The organism is Kitasatospora sp. NPDC096077 (assembly GCF_040303245.1).
Lineage (GTDB): Bacteria > Actinomycetota > Actinomycetes > Streptomycetales > Streptomycetaceae > Kitasatospora.
Genome location: NZ_JBEOSV010000002.1, coordinates 93,010 through 110,578 on the forward strand (window position 1 = coordinate 93,010; position 17,569 = coordinate 110,578).

The window sequence follows — 17,569 nt, forward strand, 5'->3', positions numbered from 1 at the left end:
GCTCCCCCGGCCGGGGGGGGGGGCCGGGGCCGGGGGGGGGGCCCGGGCCGCCGGGCGGTGGCTCAGCCCTGGTCGCGGTCCTTGGGGCCGTGGTCCTTGGCGTCGTCCGGGGAGGCGCCGCCGCGGGGGCCGCCGGTGAAGGTGTCGCGCAGCTTGCCGCCGACCGTCGCGGCGCCGCCGGCCACGTCCCGGAGCAGGCCCATCAGCGGGTCCTTGCTCTCCTTCACCGAGGTCGTGTAGTGCTCGGCGGCGGCCTTCCACTGCTCGCCGACCGAGGTGTCCCGGTCGTCCGTGCGGCGCGGGTAGGCGCCGGCCATGATCGAGCGGTACTCCTCGCTCTCCGCCCACTTCTTCAGCTGGGCGACCCGGACCACCGCGAACGGGTGGGTCTGCGGCAGCAGCTGGAGCAGCTTGAGCACGCCGTCGCGCAGGTCCCCGGCCTTCTCGTACTCCTCGGCCTGCTCCAGGAAGGCGTCGACGTTCATCTCGGCCAGGTTGTGCCCGCCGGCCAGCTTCATCAGGGCCCGCATGGACGCCTGGAGGTCCTGCCCGGCGAGCAGGCCGGCCCGGTCGCTGGACAGCTCGGCCTTGCGGAACCACTCCTTGAGCGCGGTGACGATGGCCATGATCGCCAGGTTGCCGAGCGGCACCCAGGCGATCCGGGTGGCGATGTTGGTGAGGATCATCAGCATCGTCCGGTAGACGGCGTGGCCGGACATCGCGTGGCCGACCTCGTGGCCGATGACGGAGCGCAGCTCCTCCTCGTCCAGCAGCTCGACCAGGCCGCTGGTGATCACGATGATCGGGGTGTCGATGCCGATCGTGAACGCGTTGACCGTCGGGTCCTGGGTGACGTAGAGGTCCGGGACCTGCTCCAGGTCGAGCACGTAGGCGGCGTCCCGGACCATGTCGTTCAGCTCGGGGAACTGGCGCTCGGAGGTCTTCACGGCGGTGGCCAGGAACATCAGCCGGATCGAGCGCTCGGAGACCAGCCCGGCGAGCTTCTTCAGGACGTCGTCGAAGCCGGACAGCCGGCGCAGGGCGACCAGTGCGGAGCGGTCGGCGGGGTGCTCCCAGGCCCGGGTGGAGATCTCGGGGAAACGGGTGCGCCGCCGGCTCGGGGTGTTCGCGGTCGGGTCGGTCATGGTCTGAGTACCTCCTGGTCGACGGCGGCCCCGGCGCAGTGGCCGGCCCCCCGCTGGTCTTCGACTGCGACGAGTCGGGTGCTCGTCGGCTTGGTCCGCAACTCGTGTGCAACGACTGTCCGTGCAACGTCCGCGGTTGCGTACTCGTCCCCGGGGCCAGGGTACGCGCGGCGCGGGCCGGTCCCGGGGGGTCGGTGGGCGGCGCCGTTGTGAAGCGGGTTTACCCTGATTCCCCTGGAGAACCGAGACCGGACCCGGCCGCGGTACGAGCAGTACGAGGAGTCCCTCAGATGTCCACCGAAGCGCTGGTCAGCCTGGCCGCCCCCATCTCCGACGAGCCCGGCCCGGGCCTGTTCCTGCGGATCATCGTGATCGCGTCGGTCGTCGGGATCGGCCTGCTGGTCTGGATCATGGCCCGCGCCTTCCGCGGCCAGTAGACCCCGCCTTCCCGCGGTGCGGGCTCACGCCCGGTCAGCGGCGGTGGGCCGCCGAGCGGTTGCCGCGTAACCCCCCGTACGATGACGGGTGGGCCCTCACCGGCCCGGAACCACCCCCAGGTCCGTTCACCGAGCCGAGAAGGTCCCGACGACCATGAGCACTGCTGCCGCACTCCCCGTTCTGAACCTCCTCGCCGAGGGCGAGGGGGGCAACCACGACAGCCTGAACCCGCTGCTGACGGGTGGCGCCGCGCTGTTCATCCTGATGCTCCTGCTCTTCATCGTCACCCGCTTCAACCGGGACCGCTGAGCCGGGACCACGGACCGCTCGGGGAGCGTCCGGCCGAACGGGCCGGCCGCTCCCTCACGCATCTCCGGACGGGCCCCGCACGGCCTCTCCGGGCAACCCCCACACGGCCGTTCCCGTCCCGCAACGGGCGTCGCGTAAGGTGTGGCGGCATGGGAGAGCAGGCCGGGATTCCCGGCGGACCGGAACCGGTGAAGAAGCGCCTCGGCGTGATGGGCGGCACCTTCGACCCGATCCACCACGGCCACCTGGTCGCCGCGAGCGAGGTGGCGAGCGCGTTCCACCTGGACGAGGTGATCTTCGTCCCGACCGGTGAGCCCTGGCAGAAGAGCGACCGCCACGTCACCCCGGCGGAGGACCGCTACCTGATGACGGTCATCGCCACCGCGGAGAACCCGCAGTTCTCGGTGAGCCGGATCGACATCGACCGCCAGGGCCCGACGTACACCGTCGACACCCTGCGCGACCTGCACGCGATGCACCCGGACGCCGATCTCTTCTTCATCACCGGCGCGGACGCGCTGGCCCAGATCCTGTCCTGGCACGACTCCGACGAGCTCTTCTCGCTGGCCCACTTCATCGGCTGCACCCGCCCGGGGCACACCCTGTCGGACGCCGGTCTCCCGGTGGGCGGGGTCTCCCTGGTGGAGGTCCCGGCGCTGGCCATCTCCTCCACGGACTGCCGCAACCGGGTCGCCAAGGGCGAGCCGGTCTGGTACCTCGTCCCGGACGGCGTGGTCCGCTACATCGACAAGCGGGCGCTGTACGCGACGCCGCACGGGACCTGAGCCAGGAGCGGGCGTGACCGATCGCAGCGGTAACGGCAACGGCAACGGCGGCGGGCAGCGGCCGGAGGAGTGGTCCACCGGCCAGTACCGGCAGCCCTACCAGGGGCAGGGGCAGGCCTACCCGCAGGGGCAGCAGCCGCAGGCGTACGAGCAGCAGTACGAGCAGCAGCAGTACGACCAGTACGGGCAGCCGGTGTACGGGCAGGGTTCGTACGGCGGGCAGCAGGCCCAGGGCTACCAGCAGGGCGGGCAGTTCCCGCAGCAGCAGGGGTACGGGCAGCAGCAGTACGAGCAGCAGCCGCAGGTGTACGAGCAGTACGACCAGTACGGGCAGCCGGTGTACGGGCAGGACCCGTACGGCTACCAGCAGCAGGGCTACCAGGACCAGGGGTACCAGCAGCCGTACCAGGCCGCGCCGGCCGCGCAGGCCGCCCCGGTGGTCGCCGAGCCGCAGCCCGGGGCGCCCGCCGCCGCGCCCGCGGCCGCCGTGGTGCCGCCGCCGCGTCGGCGCACGCCCCGGCCGGCCGAGGCGACGGCCCCCGCCGAGCCGGCGGCACCGTCCGAGCAGGTCGCCGGGGCGCGCCCCGGCAAGGCCGCCGGCCGGACCCCCGAGGACGACTACGCGACGGGCGAGTTCTCCTTCGCCGAGGAGGAGGCGGAGGAGTCCGAGGACGTCATCGACTGGCTGAAGTTCACCGAGTCGCGCGGCGAGGTGCGTGCCGAGCGCCGCCGCAAGCTGAAGAACCGGCTGATCGGCCTCGGTGTGGTGCTGGCGCTCGCGGCCGGCGGCGTCGGCGGCTACCTGTGGTTCACCGGGGACAAGCCGACCGCGGCCGCCGCGGCCGGCGGGCGGCAGGTCAACGTCGTCCACCTGCGCGACCTCCAGGGCAAGGTGTCCAGCGCGCTGCTGGTCGACGACGTCTCCGGGCACAAGGGCACGGTGCTGCTGCTGCCCGACGTGCTGCGGCTGCCCGGCCCGGGCGACCCGCCGGTCACCACGGTCGGCCAGGCGATGGACGCGATCGGCGCCTCGGCGACCCGCGACGGCCTGTCCACCGTGCTCGGCGCCCCGGTGGCCGGCACCTGGCGGCTGGACACCCCGTACCTGGAACTGCTGGTCTCCCAGCTCGGCGGGATCCGGGTGGACACCAACGCCGAGACCCACGAGGGCGGCAAGCCGGACGGCAAGGTGCTCGCCCCGGCGGGCAAGAACACCCTGCTCAGCGGGAAGGCCGCGGTCGCCTACGCCACCCTCCAGGGGCCGGGCGAGAACCGGGACGCCCAGCTGGCCCGGTTCGGCCAGGTGATGGACGCGGTGGTGCGCACCATGCCGACCGCGTTCAAGGACGCCAAGGACGACGTGCACCGGATGAACGCGGTGCTCGACCCCTCGCTGCCCGAGGACGCCCTGGCCGGGGTGCTCGCCCAGCTCGCCCAGCAGGCCAAGGACGGCCACTTCGGCACCACCGCGCTGACCGTCAAGCCGGACGGCACCCTGGACGAGGCGACCGCGGGCAAGCAGGTCAAGGACGTGCTCGGCGGCACCGTGAAGTCCGCGTCGGCCGGCGACGCCCCCGCCCGGGTCGCGCTGCAGGACGCCTCCGGCAACGACGCGGCGGGCGCCGCCGCACAGGTCCAGATCGTCAACTCGGGCCTGACGTTCATCCCGGGCGGCGCCAAGACCGCGCCGCAGGCCACCAGTGAGATCCGCTACACCGACGACGCCAAGCAGGCCGCGGCGAAGTCCCTGGCGACCAGCCTGGGCCTGCCGGACACGGCGGTGAAGAAGGTCGGCGACGCCCAGAACGCCGACCTGGTGGTCGTGCTCGGCAAGGACTACCAGCCGCCGAAGAACCAGTAGCCGGCGCCGCCGCCGTCCGTGCGGAGGCCGGTGGACCCCTGCGGCCCCGGAAATGCGTTCCGAGGCCGCAGGGGCGGCGTGAGATCCTGGAAGGCGACCCCGGCCGCCGTGCCGGGGCCGTCCCAAGCCGCCGAGCCGGAAGTACACCGTGACCGTCACCGACCACAGCCAGCAGCTCATCACCGTCGCCGCGCAGGCGGCGGCCGACAAGCTCGCGCACAACATCATCGCGTTCGACGTCAGCGAGGTGCTGTCGATCACCGACGCCTTCCTGATCGCCTCCGCGAACAACGACCGCCAGGTCCGCTCGATCGCCGAGGAGATCGAGGACCAGCTGCGCGAGCAGCTGGACATCAAGCCGGTGCGCCGCGAGGGCGAGCGCGACGGCCGCTGGATCCTGCTCGACTACCTGGACATCGTCGTGCACGTCCAGCACGCCGAGGAGCGCTCCTTCTACTCGCTGGACCGCCTCTGGAAGGACTGCCCCGAGCTCCCGCTGCCGGCGGACGCCCTGGAGTCGCGCAACCGCCCCGACGCGATCACCGACGAGGCCGGCAACGCCGTCGCCCCGGCCGACGACTTCGGCAAGCCCGAGGACCTGCACTGAGCCGGGACGTGCGCGGCCCGCGCATCGTCTTCTGGCGGCACGGTCAGACCGCCTGGAACCTCGAATCGCGGTTCCAGGGCAGCACGGACATCGAGCTGACCGGCCAGGGCGTGCTGCAGGCCCAGCGGGCGGCCCGGCTGCTCTCCGGCCTCCACCCCGACCTGCTGATCTCCTCGGACCTCAAGCGCGCCCGGCGCACCGCCGAGGAGCTGGCCGCGGTCACCGGGCTGGACGTCCAGCACCACGAGGGCCTGCGGGAGACCTACGCGGGCTCCTGGCAGGGCCTGACCAACGCCGAGATCCGTGAGCGGTACCCGGAGGAGTACGCGGCCTGGGCGGCCGGGGAGCCGGTGCGCCGCGGTGGCGGCGAGCTGGCCACCGAGGTGGCCGACCGCTCGGTGCCGGTGGTGCTGGAGGCCGTCGGCAAGCTGCCGGAGAACGGCACGCTGGTGGTGGTCAGCCACGGCGGGACCATCCGGACCATGCTCGGGCGGCTGCTCGACCTGGAGCCGCCCGTGTGGGAGCGCTTCGGCGGGCTGTCCAACTGCTGCTGGTCGGTGCTCGGCAGGGGAGCGCGCGGCTGGCGGCTGCTGGAGCACAACGCGGGCACGCTCCCGCAGCCGGTCATCGGCGACGACACCTGAGGGACGACCCGGGCGGCTCCGCCCGTCGGCGCGCTTCGGTCGGGGCACGCCGACGGGCGGGCGGCGGTCGTCGGGCGACGGCGGGTGGGCTGTGCGTGGGCCGCGTGCGGTCGAGGGGGCTCCCGGGGCCCGCGCGGGGGCGTGGAAGAAGCGGATTTCGCAGTTCCGGCCCTGACCGGCTAGAGTCTTCCTCGTTCGCAGGGAAGGAACGCGGCCCGGAAGGGAAGCGTGAGATCCGGCGAGTGCGGGGCTATAGCTCAGTTGGTAGAGCGCTTGCATGGCATGCAAGAGGTCTGGGGTTCAATTCCCCATAGCTCCACTCCGCATCGGCGGTCGTGGAAATCGGAGTTCCGGAGCCAGGGTCGCCCGCGTCGCGGGGCTATAGCTCAGTTGGTAGAGCGCTTGCATGGCATGCAAGAGGTCTGGGGTTCAATTCCCCATAGCTCCACAGTAGTTCGGAAGGCCGTCACCCATCGGGTGGCGGCCTTCCGGCATTTCGCGGTGGGCCGGGCGGGCCAGGTGCGTCCGCCGCCCGGGCCGCTCACGGCTTGCAGGTGTGCCGCCAGCCGCCCGGCGGCAGGGAGTCGAGCCGCCCGACCAGTTCGCGGTCGTCCGGGTCCTCCGGGACGTACACCACGATGTAGCACTCCGGCACGCCCGGCATCGTCAGGTACGTCGCGTTCAGCCGCAGCACGCCGAGCTCCGGGTGGCGGAAGATCCGCAGCAGGGTCTTCGGCGGCGCCACCTCCTGGCGGGCCCACAGCTCGCGGAACAGCTCGCTGCGGGCCGACAGCCGCCGCACGTGCTCCTCCCACACCGGCTCGCCCACGTGCCTGCCGTACGCCGAGCGCAGCCGGCGGGCGGTGCGCCGGGCCGGCTGAGCCGTTGCTGCGCCGTGCGCTGCTGACGGGGTCACCTGCGGCTGCCTGCGGTTTCCCGGGACCGTCCCGGGAAACGGATTTCAGGAGCACGCCCCGGACCGTGTAAAGTAATCGATGTCGCCAAGGGAAACCGGACGGAAACGACGGGAAGCCCGGTGACATCGCAGGTCCAGGGGCTATAGCTCAGTTGGTAGAGCGCTTGCATGGCATGCAAGAGGTCTGGGGTTCAATTCCCCATAGCTCCACAGTGGTTGAGAGCCGCCACCCGAATCGGGTGGCGGCTCTTCGCCGTTGTGTGCATGCCACCGGCGGGCGAGCCGGAAAGACCGCTACCGTCGTGCCATGGCCGATCTGCAGCGAAGGCGGAACGAGGAGCTGGCCCGGATACTGCACCAGCTCGGCTGGAGTCCGGAACGGCTCGCCCGCGAGGTGAGCCTGGCCCTGCCGCCCGGCCTGGCGATCAGCTCCACCGCCCCGTACAAGTGGCGCGACCGCGGCATGGTGCCGCGCAGCCCGCACGACCAGACCGTCTGCGAGGTGCTCAGCCGCACCCTCGGCATAGCCGTCACCTACGAGCAGCTCTGGGGCCGGATGGGCGGCCACCGCGGCGCCAAGATCCTCTCGCCCCGGCTGCTCACCGACCCGTGGACCGCCGACACCGCGCAGACCGCGCTGCGCGAGGCCGCCACCGACGCCGGACCGGTCCGCCTCACCGACCTGTTCCGCAGCGCCGACCTCGACCACGCCGCCGAACGGCTCTCCTCGCCGCCACCGCCGGTCGGCGGCGGCGAGGGCGCCCTGCGCGTGGACCCCACCCTGGCCGGCGAGCTCGGGCTGTCCTACCGCAGCAAGCAGCGCCTCGAACGCTCCTGTGGCGGCGGCCTCGTCCTCGGCCCCGCCCGGGCCGAACTCGCCATGCTGGCCAAGCTGTTGGAACTCGGCGCGTACGACGAACGGCTCGGCCGCGAGCTGTACGGCACCGCCAGCAGACTCGCCCGGCTGGCCGGCTGGGCCGCGTACGACCTCGGCCACGACGCCGCCGCCCAGCGGGCCTTCGTCGCCGCGCTGCGCGCCGCCCACGTCAGCGGCGACGCCCGGCTCGGGGTCGGCGGCCTCGGCGCACTGGTGGTGCTCGCCACCCAGGGCAGCGGCGGCCGCGGCCTGGACGCCGTCACCGCGCTGCGCACCGCCCTGGACGCCCACGGCCCCGCGCTCAGTCCCACCGCCCGGGCCCGCCAGCTCGGCCGGATCGCCCGCGCCCACGGCCGCCGCGGCGAGGGCGAGCAGGCGGAGGCGGCCGCCGCCCGGGCCTTCGCCGAACTCGACGGCCTCCCCGGCACCGAGGAGGCCCGGGCCGACCTCGCCGGGATGGTGGGGGAGGGGCGGCTGGCGCTCGGCCAGCACCGGATGGCCAAGGCGCTGCTCGCCGAGGCGGTCGCCGGGCTCGGGCCGGGGCGGGCCCGCGCCAAGGCGCTGCTGATGGTCCGGCTCGCCGAGACCCACCGGCGGCTCGGCGACCAGCGGGAGGCGGCGCGGACGGCGGGGTTGGCGCGCTCGCTCGCGGCGGGGATGCAGTCGGAGCGGCTGGCCAGGGCGCTGCGGGACTTCGAGGCGGCGGGGCGGACGCCGGGACGGTGACGGGCTCCCGCGTGGAGGTGGGGGCTTCGGGGCGGACGCCGGGTGCGGTGAGGGGCTCCCGCGTGGGGGCGGGGGGCTTCAGGGCGGACGCCGGGCGCGGTGAGGGGCTCCCGCGTGGGGCGGTCGGCCGGTGGGACGGCCCGGAGGGCCCTGACCTGCTTGCGGTACCCTGAGCCCATGCGAACCGTGCGCCTGCTCCTTAGCCGGCCGCGCTGACCAGGACCGGCCGCGCCCTCGGGCGGTGCCGGAGTCGGCGTGGCGTCCCCTCCTGCGAGGGGATTTTTTGTTTTCCGCCCCCGCCCGCGTCGTGGGACGGGTCCACGGTCGGCCGCGTCGCGCGGTTCGCCAACTGACACCGATGGAGCTTGAAGGACCATGAGCGAGACGACCCCTGCGTCCGGCGCGGCCGAGACCGCGACCGAGCCGTTCCGGTACAGCGCCGCGCTGGCGGCGGAGATCGAGTCCCGCTGGCAGGACATCTGGGAGAAGGAGGGCACCTTCCACGCCCCCAACCCCACCGGTGAGCTGGCCGACCCGTCCGCCGGTGACGTCGCCGCGAAGCCGCACAGCTTCATCATGGACATGTTCCCGTACCCCTCGGGCGCGGGCCTGCACGTCGGCCACCCGCTGGGCTACATCGCCACCGACGTCTTCGCCCGCTACCAGCGGATGACCGGCCACAACGTGCTGCACACGCTGGGCTACGACGCCTTCGGCCTGCCCGCCGAGCAGTACGCGGTGCAGACCGGCACCCACCCGCGGGTCTCCACCGAGGCCAACATCGCCAACATGCGCCACCAGCTGCGCCGGCTGGGCCTGGGCCACGACCCGCGCCGCTCGATCTCCACGATCGACCCGGACTACTACCGCTGGACGCAGTGGATCTTCCTGCAGATCTTCAACTCCTGGTACGACGAGGCGGCCGGCAAGGCCCGTCCGATCGCCGAGCTGATCGCCGCCTTCGAGTCCGGCGCGCGTGAGCTGCCGGACGGCCGCGCCTGGGCCGAGCTGTCCGCCGCCGAGCGCGACGAGGTGCTGGGCGAGTACCGCCTGGCGTACGCCAAGGAGGTGCCGGTCAACTGGTGCCCCGGCCTGGGCACCGTACTGGCCAACGAGGAGGTCACCGCGGACGGCCGCTCCGAGCGCGGCAACTTCCCGGTGTTCAAGTCCAACCTGCGCCAGTGGATGATGCGCATCACCGCGTACTCCGACCGCCTGATCGCCGACCTGGACCTGCTGGACTGGCCCGAGGCCATCAAGCTGCAGCAGCGCAACTGGATCGGACGCTCCGAGGGCGCCCGGGTGGACTTCGCCGTCGACGGCGGGAAGATCACCGTCTTCACCACCCGGCCCGACACCCTGTTCGGCGCCACCTACATGGTGCTGGCGCCCGAGCACGGCCTGGTCGACCGGATCGTCCCCGCCGCCTGGCCGGAGGGCGTGCCCGCCGAGTGGACCGGCGGCGCCGCGACCCCCGCCGAGGCCGTCGCCGCCTACCGGGCCGCGGCCGCCGCCAAGTCGGACGTCGAGCGCCAGGTCGAGGCCAAGGTCAAGACCGGCGTCTTCACCGGCGCCTACGCCGTCAACCCGGTCAGCGGCGCGCCCGTCCCGGTGTTCATCGCCGACTACGTGCTGATGGGCTACGGCACCGGCGCCATCATGGCCGTCCCCGCCCACGACCACCGCGACTTCGCCTTCGCCCGCGCCTTCGCGCTGCCGATGCGCTGCGTCGTCGAGCCGACGGACGGACGGGCTGCCGACCCGGCCGAGTGGGACGACGCCTTCGACACGTACGACTCGGTCATCGTCAACTCGGCCCGCCCCGAAGGGGACCTGTCCCTGAACGGGCTGAGCGTGGTCGAGGCCAAGGCCGCCGCCACCGCCTGGCTGACCGAGCGCGGCATCGGCGAGGGCACCGTCAACTACCGCCTGCGCGACTGGCTGTTCAGCCGTCAGCGGTACTGGGGCGAGCCCTTCCCGATCGTCTACGACGAGGACGGCGTGATGCACGCGCTGCCCGAGTCGATGCTGCCGGTCGAGGTCCCCGAGGTCGACGACTACTCGCCGCGCACCTACGACGCGTACGACTCCGCCTCCTCGCCGGAGACCCCGCTGTCCCGCAACGAGGACTGGGTCACCGTCGAACTGGACCTGGGCGACGGCGTCCGGACGTACCGCCGCGAGACCAACACCATGCCCAACTGGGCCGGTTCCTGCTGGTACGACCTGCGCTACGTCGACCCGACCAACAGCGACGCCGTCGTCGACCCGGCCAACGAGCGCTACTGGCTGGGCCCGACCGCGGCCAAGCCGGCCGGCGGCGCCGACCTGTACGTCGGCGGCGCCGAGCACGCCGTGCTGCACCTGCTGTACGCGCGCTTCTGGCACAAGGTGCTGCACGACCTGGGCCACGTCTCCTCCGTCGAGCCGTTCCACAAGCTGTTCAACCAGGGCATGATCACCGCGGATGTCTACCGCGACGAGCGCGGCTTCCCGGTGCCCGCCGCCGAGGTCGAGGAGCGCGACGGCGCGTACTCCTGGCAGGGAGAGCCGGTCAAGCGCGAGGCCGGGAAGATGGGCAAGTCCCTGAAGAACGCCGTCGCCCCGGACGACATCGCCGACGAGTACGGCGCGGACACCCTGCGCCTGTACGAGATGTCGATGGGCCCGCTGGACGTCTCCCGCCCGTGGGACACCCGGGCCGTCGTCGGCTCGTACCGCTTCCTGCAGCGGCTGTGGCGCAACGTCGTCTCGGAGGCCACCGGCGAGCTGGTCGTCACCGAGGAGCAGCCGGACGACGCCACGCTGCGCGCCCTGCACAAGGCGATCGACGGCATCCGCGCCGACATGGCCGGGCTGCGCTTCAACACGGCCGTCGCCAAGGCGATCGAGCTGAACAACTTCCTGGTCAAGCGCGGCTCCACGCCGCGGGTCGTGGCCGAGCAGCTGGTGCTGATGGTCGCGCCGCTGGCCCCGCACATCGCCGAGGAGCTGTGGCGCCGCCTGGGCCACGGCGAGTCGCTGGCGCACACCGACTACCCGGTCGCGGACCCGGCGTACGTGGTCGACGAGGCGGTGACCTGCGTCGTGCAGATCAAGGGCAAGGTCAAGGCCCGGCTGGAGGTCGCGCCGAGCATCACTGACGCGGAGCTGGAGGCGCTGGCGCTGGCGGACCCGGCGGTCGTCGCGGCGATCGGTGACGCGGCGGTGCGGAAGGTGATCGCTCGGGCGCCGAAGCTGGTGAACATCGTGACCGGCTGAGGTCGGGGAGGTCGGGGGGCGCTGACCTCCTGACCTTCCTGCCTTCCTGCCTTCCTGCCTTCCGGCTGGTCGGCCTGGTGGCCGGTTGGCCGGGTGATCGGGCGGGTGTCCTTCGGGGCGCCCGCCCGGTGCGTTGTGCGGGTGCTGCGGGTGCTGCGGGTGCTGCGGGTGTCGGTGGGGCCGGGCGGGCCCTCGGGGAGATCCCGGATTCGTCCCTGATCTCGGCCCGTCGGGCCCCTTCGCACTGCCCCGCGGCCCGGTGCCGCGGCTACCGTGGAACCCTCGGCATTGCGGCCCGCGTTGGGCTCGTTGGGGGCCGGAACGACGGTGGAAGGTGGCGCGCGATGGACGTGTTCGGCGTGATGATCGGCTTGGTCCTGCTCTTCGGGATCGCGACGCTCGTCCTGGCCGTGGTCGGCACGGTCAAGGCGGCCAAGGCCGTCGCCGCGAAGGTCGAGAAGCACGAGGCCAACGCCCGGCGCGCCGTCGAGACCGCCACCCTCAAGGCGAAGACCTACACCAAGATCGGCCCGCCCGCGCAGATCGCCAACGTCCGGCTCAAGCTGCGCACCTCGCTCGACGGCACCCGGCAGGTGCTGGAGGGCGGAGTCGCGCAGGACGGCCAACTCGGCGAGTCCCTCGCGCTGCTGACCCGGCTCGACGCCCACGCGGCGGAGCTGGACGGCGAGTTGCGGGTGCTGGAGCGCGAGCCGGACACCGCGCGGATCGCCGCCAAGCTGCCGGAGCTGCGGGAGCGGGCGGAGCGGATCACCCATGCCGCGGAGACCATGCGGTGGGCGGCGCAGGACCGGATGCACCGGTTCGCGGACGACGAGCTGAGCCGGCTGAGCCAGGAGTGCGAGAGCGAGGCGGGGGCGCTGCGGCACTGGGACACGGCGGGGGGTGCCTCGGGTGCGGCCCCGGCTCCGGGTGCTGCTGCGGGTGCGGGTGCGGCGCCGGGTACTGCGTCGGGTGCGGCTCGGGCCGGGCTGACCGACGGGAGGGGGCGGCCGAGCGCGGAGGACCTCCTCGGGCTGGCCGACCCGCTGGCGAAGCTGGCGCAGCGGCTGCGGAAGCCGTCGACGGGGCCCTCGGCGGGCTGATCCGGGCTGGGACGGGCGGGTCCTTCCGGGCCTCCCGGGGAGCGTACGGGCGGCCGCTGTCCTCCCGGACGAACGCGGAGTAACCTCCGCCTCATGCCCTCCGACCTCGCAGTTGTCACCGATTCCACGGCCTATCTGCCGCAGGAGGCCCTCGACCGACACGGGATCACGGTGGTCCCGCTGAGCGTCGCGGTCGGTGACTCGGTCCTGTGCGAGGGCGTCGAGATCTCCCCGAAGGACGTCGCCGAGGCACTGCGCGGCAAGCAGCGGGTGACCACCTCCCGGCCCAACCCGGAGACCTTCGCCGCCGCCTACCGGGCGGCCGCCGAGGCCGGGGCGAAGGGCATCGTGTCGGTGCACATCTCCGGCGAGCTGTCCGGCACCGTCGAGGCCGCCCGGCTCGCCGCCGCCGAAGCGCCCGTGCCGGTGCGGGTGGTCGACAGCCGGCTGGTCGGGATGGCCCTCGGGTACGGGGTGCTCGCGGCGGCCGAGGCCGTGGCGGCGGGCCGGGGCCTGGCCGAGGCGGCCGAGGCGGCGAGCCGACGGGCGGCCGGGACCAGCGGGTTCTTCTACGTGGACACCCTGGAACACCTGCGCCGGGGCGGGCGGATCGGGGCGGCGCGGGCGCTGCTCGGGTCGGCACTGGCGGTCAAGCCGCTGCTGCACCTGGACGGGGGGCGGATCGAGCCGCTGGAGAAGGTGCGGACGGCGTCGCGGGCGATCGCTCGGCTGGAGGAGATCGCGGTCGAGCGCTCGGGGGAGGGCGAGGTGGACATCACCGTGCACCACCTGGCGGCCGGGGAGCGGGCGGAGGCGCTCGCGGAGCGGCTGCGGGGCCGGGTGCCGGGGCTGCGGGAGCTGTACGTGGGCGAGGTCGGGGCGGTGATCGGCGCGCACGTCGGGCCGGGGCTGCTCGCGGTGGTGGTCGCGCCGCGCTGAGGCGGGGGTGGCGGGGCGGGTGGGGGTGGCGTTGCACGGGGCGGTGTTGTGCTGGGGCGGTGTTGTGCGGGGGCGCTGCGGTCAACCGTGAGGTGGGCTCGCCACTCGTGTGAGTGACACTTTTTATCCACAACCCCCGGGTTATCCACAGGCTTTCGGTAATCTCCGCGCGCTCGCCGTGGGACTCCTACCGTCCTCGCCATGACGACCTTGAGCCCGGGCGCGGCGAAGCGCCAAGCGATCAACGAGACGGTGCGGCTGCGGATGGCGGCGCTGCTGCCGGCGGACGACGAACCGGTGGGCGCCGTGCCGCCTTCCGCGCCCTCCTCGGCTCCGGTGCCCTCCGCACCGCCGTCGGAGCCGGAGCATCTCCTCGACCCGCCGGGTGCCGGCGCGCGTCTGCGGTTCGCCTCGATGCTGGCGCTCGACCGGCGGGCCGTGGCGGGGCTGGCCGTCCTGCTGCTCTTCGCGGTGGGTTACGCGGTGCAGCACTTCTGGCTGGCCAGGCCGGAGACGGTGCCCGTTCCGGCGCTGGCGGCCGCGTCGGCGCCGACCGAGCCGGGGCGCCCCGCCGCCGACGGCCCGCCGGGCAGCGGGGCCGGTCCACCCGAGTCCTCGGCGGGCCCGGGGGTCGAGCCCGCCGTCGTCATCGACATCGGCGGCCGGGTCCACCGGCCCGGCCTGCACACCCTGCCCGGCGGATCGCGGGTGGCCGACGCCCTGCGGGCGGCGGGCGGTCCGCTGCCGGAGACCGACACCCGAGGCCTCAACCTGGCCCGGGTCCTGACGGACGGCGAGCAGATCGTGGTCGGCGAGCAGGCGTCGGCGCCCGTGCCGGTGCCCATCCCCGGAGCCGCCGGTGGACCTCCCGGGGCCGGCCCGGCCCGACCACCCGTCAGCCTCAACCGCGCCACTCTCGAACAGCTCGACGCCCTCCCGGGCGTCGGCCCGACCCTCGCCCAGCGCATCCTCGCCTTCCGGGCCTCGCACGGCTCGTTCCGATCGATCGACCAGCTCCGCCAGGTCAGCGGCATCGGCGTCCGGACCTTCGCGGAACTCCGTCCGCTCCTGACCCTCTGACGGCCCGACCGCCCGACCGCCCGACCGTCCGCTCGACCGCTCGCTCTTCCGCCGCCGCCCCCGAAGGGAGGTACCACCGTGTCCGCCGTCACCGCTCCGCTTCCGCGCACCCGTTCCTCGGCGGCCGACTTCCGGCTGCTGCTGCCCGCCCTCTCGGCCTGGCTGGTCACGGCGGTGCTGCTGCCCCTGGAGCCGGGGGCCGAGTTGCTGCTCCTCTCGTTGGCGGGCGCCGCCGTGCTCGCCGCCGTCCTGTTGCTCGCCCGGCCGGTGCTGCCGCGTCGACGCGGGGCCGCGGTGGCGTTGGCGGCCGTGCTGCTCAGCGGCGCCGCGGCCGCGATCGCGACCCCGCTGCACACCGCCGACCTGCACCGGGGGCCGTTGCCGGAGCTCGCCCGCGCGGCCGAGCACGCCCCGCCGCGCTCCCCGGGCACGCCCGCCCCGGTGGTGGAGGTGGAACTGACCGTAGAGGGGGACCCCAAGGTCCACACCGCCCGGGGCGGCACCACCGGCGGGCAGACCCTGGTCACGGTCGAGGCCGTGGCCGACCGTGCCACCGTCCTCCCGGACGGACGGGCCACCCGGACGCACACCCCGGTGACCGTGCTGGTCCGCGGGGCGGAGAGCGAGCCCTGGCTGCGCCTGCTCCCCTCCGAGCGACTGGCCGTCGAGGCCGAGGTGCGCCCGGCGGGGGAGGGCTACGACACCGAGTGCGCGGCGCTGCTGGCCGTCCACGGCCCGCCCCGGCGGCTCGCGCCGCCGAACCTGCCGCAGCGGATCGCCGGGCGGCTGCGCGAGGGCCTGCGCACGGCCAGCGACGGGCTTCCGCCGGACGCGCGCGGGCTGCTCCCCGGGCTGGTCGTCGGCGACACCTCGCGGCTGCCCGACGACCTGGTGGACGCCTTCCGGGCCACCGATCTGGTGCACCTGGTGGCGGTCAGCGGGGCCAACCTGGCGATCGTCCTCGGCCTGCTGCTCGGTGCACCGGGCCAGGCCGGCACCCCGGAACGACGCGGACTGGCCGCGCTGCTGGGGCTGTCGCTGCGCACCAGCGCCCTGCTCGGCACGGCGCTGGTGCTGGCCTTCGTGACCGTCTGCCGGCCCGAGCCCAGTGTGCTGCGGGCGGCTGGGACGGGACTGATCGGCATGCTGGCCCTGGCCACCGGCCGTCCCCGGCAGGCCGTGCCGGCGCTGGCGGGCGCCGTCCTGGTCCTCGTCCTGCTGGATCCGTTCCTGGCCCGTTCCTACGGCTTTCTGCTATCGGTGCTCGCCACCGCCGGGCTGCTCGTACTCGGGCCGCACTGGGCCGAGTCCCTGCGCGCCCGGCGCTGGCCGCACCACCTGGCGGGTGCGATGGCGGCGACGGCGGCGGCGCAGGCCCTGTGCGCGCCGGTGACGGTGGTGCTGTCCGGGCACATCAGCCTGGTCGCGGTCCCGTGCAACCTGCTGGCCGAGCTGGCGGTGGCCCCGGCGACGCTGCTCGGTTTCGGGGTGCTCGTCCTGCAGCCGCTCTTCCCGTCCCCGGCCAGGCTGCTGGCCGGGCCGGCCGGGGTGCCCGCGAGCTGGCTCGCCTTCGTCGGGCGGCGCGGGGCCGAGCTTCCCGGTGGGCAACTGTCCTGGCCCGGTGGCTGGTTCGGCGTGGCGACGGTCGCACTGGCGACCCTGGCCGCCTGTTGGGCGGCGCCCCTGCTGCTGCCCCGGCGGGCGGAACCAGGGCGGTCGACACCCGTCCGTCGCCGCTGGGCGGGGGTGCTGGTGACGGGAACCCTGCTGGTGGTGCTGCTGGCCGTCCTGCTGCGCCCGCCGCAGCTCGCCCGGATCGCCACGGGCTGGCCGCCGCCGGGGTGGCGGTTGGTGATGTGCGACGTCGGGCAGGGGGACATGCTGGTCCTGGCTACTGGTGTGCCGGACAGCGCGGTGGTGGTGGACACCGGTCCGGATCCGGAGGCCGCCGACCGGTGCCTGCGCGACCTCGGCGTCACGACGGTGCGGCTCCTGCTGCTGACGCACTTCCATGCGGACCATGTCGAGGGTGTGCCAGGGGTGTTGCGGGGGCGCCAGGTGGGCGCGGTCGAGGGCACGGTGCTGGACGACCCGCCGGGTGAGGCTGCCCGGGTGGCGGCCTGGGCGGCGGGTGCCGGGGTGCCGCTGCTGCGGGCGGGCCGTGGTGAACGGCGTTCGGCCGGTGCGGAGTTGTCCTGGGACGTGGTGTGGCCGGACCGCGGGGCGGTGGTCGACGTGCCGGGGGCGAACAACGCGAGCGTGGCACTGGTGGTGTCGCTGGCCGGAGGACTGCGGATGGCGCTGCTCGGGGATCTCGAACCGCCCGCGCAGTCCGCCCTGTCGGGGCGATTGGGCCGGGTGGACGTCCTGAAGGTGGCGCATCACGGCTCGGCCCATCAGGACTGGGATCTGACGGGTGCGTTGCGGCCCCGGCTCGCCCTGATCTCCTGTGGTGAGGGTAATGCGTACGGGCATCCGTCACCGCGTACGGTCGACCGGCTGCGGGCGCTGGGGGCCACCGTCCTGCGGACCGACCGCGCGGGGGACATCGCCGTGACCGGCGACTCCCCGCCCACCCTCGCGGTCGCCGTGCACCCCCAGCCCGTCCACGGCACCCGTTCCGGGCACTCGCCCGCCGGGCAGTCCACCCGCGGGCCCCGCGGCCCGCCCGCGTGACCCCGCTCTCCTCTTCCCTCCACGAGGTGGGGTGGGCAGGGGGTAGGGGTGGGGGAGGGAGGGTGGGAGGGGGGCGGGGGCGGGGGCCCCGGGGAACGCGATGTGCGGCGGGGGGGCCGCGGGCCCCGCGGGCCCCCGCGCGGACGGCCCCCCCGCCGGCACCCCCCCACCCCCCGCAGCCCCGCCCCCGGAGGGGGCGGCG

The 17,569-nt window shown here is 74.2% G+C and carries 14 protein-coding genes and 3 tRNA genes; 15 read left to right on the plus strand and 2 right to left on the minus strand.

The window, feature by feature from the left end:
* Positions 1 to 62 precede the first annotated feature (62 nt).
* Complete coding sequence (locus ABTZ03_RS02230) at positions 63 to 1,145, minus strand: M48 family metallopeptidase (RefSeq protein ID WP_350510946.1); 1,083 nt, start codon at positions 1,143 to 1,145, stop codon at positions 63 to 65.
* Positions 1,146 to 1,435: 290 nt separating this feature from the next.
* Here ABTZ03_RS02230 and ABTZ03_RS02235 point away from each other — a divergent pair, with 290 nt between their 5' ends.
* From ABTZ03_RS02235 to ABTZ03_RS02270, 8 genes are all read left to right on the plus strand, one after another.
* A complete protein-coding gene (locus tag ABTZ03_RS02235) occupies positions 1,436 to 1,582 on the plus strand; it encodes a hypothetical protein (RefSeq protein ID WP_350510947.1) in 147 nt (48 codons plus the stop codon).
* A 154-nt stretch (positions 1,583 to 1,736) separates the two neighbouring features.
* Complete coding sequence (locus tag ABTZ03_RS02240; RefSeq protein WP_350510948.1) at positions 1,737 to 1,892, plus strand: hypothetical protein; 156 nt, start codon at positions 1,737 to 1,739, stop codon at positions 1,890 to 1,892.
* 149 nt (positions 1,893 to 2,041) lie between these two features.
* Positions 2,042 to 2,677 carry a nicotinate-nucleotide adenylyltransferase gene (gene nadD, locus ABTZ03_RS02245; RefSeq protein WP_350510949.1) on the plus strand — a complete coding sequence of 212 codons (636 nt, stop codon included), beginning with the start codon at positions 2,042 to 2,044 and terminating at the stop codon, positions 2,675 to 2,677.
* A gap of 13 nt (positions 2,678 to 2,690) precedes the next feature.
* Positions 2,691 to 4,538 carry a LytR C-terminal domain-containing protein gene (locus ABTZ03_RS02250; protein ID WP_350510950.1) on the plus strand — a complete coding sequence of 616 codons (1,848 nt, stop codon included), beginning with the start codon at positions 2,691 to 2,693 and terminating at the stop codon, positions 4,536 to 4,538.
* Positions 4,539 to 4,686: 148 nt separating this feature from the next.
* A complete protein-coding gene (rsfS, locus tag ABTZ03_RS02255; protein ID WP_350510951.1) occupies positions 4,687 to 5,145 on the plus strand; it encodes a ribosome silencing factor in 459 nt (152 codons plus the stop codon).
* Positions 5,146 to 5,153: 8 nt separating this feature from the next.
* On the plus strand, positions 5,154 to 5,789 hold the full coding sequence (locus ABTZ03_RS02260) for a histidine phosphatase family protein (protein ID WP_502894369.1): 636 nt from the start codon (positions 5,154 to 5,156) through the stop codon (positions 5,787 to 5,789).
* A gap of 246 nt (positions 5,790 to 6,035) precedes the next feature.
* Positions 6,036 to 6,108: transfer RNA gene (locus tag ABTZ03_RS02265), tRNA-Ala, on the plus strand.
* 56 nt (positions 6,109 to 6,164) lie between these two features.
* Positions 6,165 to 6,237: transfer RNA gene (locus ABTZ03_RS02270), tRNA-Ala, on the plus strand.
* A 93-nt stretch (positions 6,238 to 6,330) separates the two neighbouring features.
* Here the strand turns inward: ABTZ03_RS02270 and ABTZ03_RS02275 are convergent.
* A complete protein-coding gene (locus ABTZ03_RS02275; protein ID WP_350510952.1) occupies positions 6,331 to 6,705 on the minus strand; it encodes an MmyB family transcriptional regulator in 375 nt (124 codons plus the stop codon).
* 137 nt (positions 6,706 to 6,842) lie between these two features.
* Between ABTZ03_RS02275 and ABTZ03_RS02280 the strand changes: the two genes are divergently transcribed.
* The 7 genes from ABTZ03_RS02280 to ABTZ03_RS02310 all read left to right on the plus strand — a co-directional run bounded on the left by ABTZ03_RS02280 (position 6,843) and on the right by ABTZ03_RS02310 (position 17,367).
* Positions 6,843 to 6,915 (plus strand) — tRNA-Ala (locus ABTZ03_RS02280).
* 97 nt (positions 6,916 to 7,012) lie between these two features.
* Positions 7,013 to 8,308 (plus strand): NsdA family TPR-like regulatory protein, encoded by a 1,296-nt coding sequence (locus ABTZ03_RS02285; protein WP_350510953.1) that lies wholly within the window; start codon positions 7,013 to 7,015, stop codon positions 8,306 to 8,308.
* Between the two features lie 375 nt (positions 8,309 to 8,683).
* A complete protein-coding gene (leuS, locus tag ABTZ03_RS02290) occupies positions 8,684 to 11,569 on the plus strand; it encodes a leucine--tRNA ligase (protein WP_350510954.1) in 2,886 nt (961 codons plus the stop codon).
* A 344-nt stretch (positions 11,570 to 11,913) separates the two neighbouring features.
* Positions 11,914 to 12,672: a hypothetical protein gene (locus tag ABTZ03_RS02295; RefSeq protein ID WP_350510955.1), complete on the plus strand. Its 759-nt coding sequence runs from the start codon at positions 11,914 to 11,916 to the stop codon at positions 12,670 to 12,672.
* Between the two features lie 93 nt (positions 12,673 to 12,765).
* A complete protein-coding gene (locus tag ABTZ03_RS02300) occupies positions 12,766 to 13,611 on the plus strand; it encodes a DegV family protein (RefSeq protein ID WP_350510956.1) in 846 nt (281 codons plus the stop codon).
* 201 nt (positions 13,612 to 13,812) lie between these two features.
* The gene (locus tag ABTZ03_RS02305) at positions 13,813 to 14,691 is read left to right on the plus strand and encodes a ComEA family DNA-binding protein (protein WP_350510957.1); all 879 of its coding nucleotides are present in this window, start codon (positions 13,813 to 13,815) and stop codon (positions 14,689 to 14,691) included.
* A gap of 78 nt (positions 14,692 to 14,769) precedes the next feature.
* The gene (locus ABTZ03_RS02310) at positions 14,770 to 17,367 is read left to right on the plus strand and encodes a ComEC/Rec2 family competence protein (RefSeq protein ID WP_350510958.1); all 2,598 of its coding nucleotides are present in this window, start codon (positions 14,770 to 14,772) and stop codon (positions 17,365 to 17,367) included.
* Positions 17,368 to 17,569 lie beyond the last annotated feature (202 nt).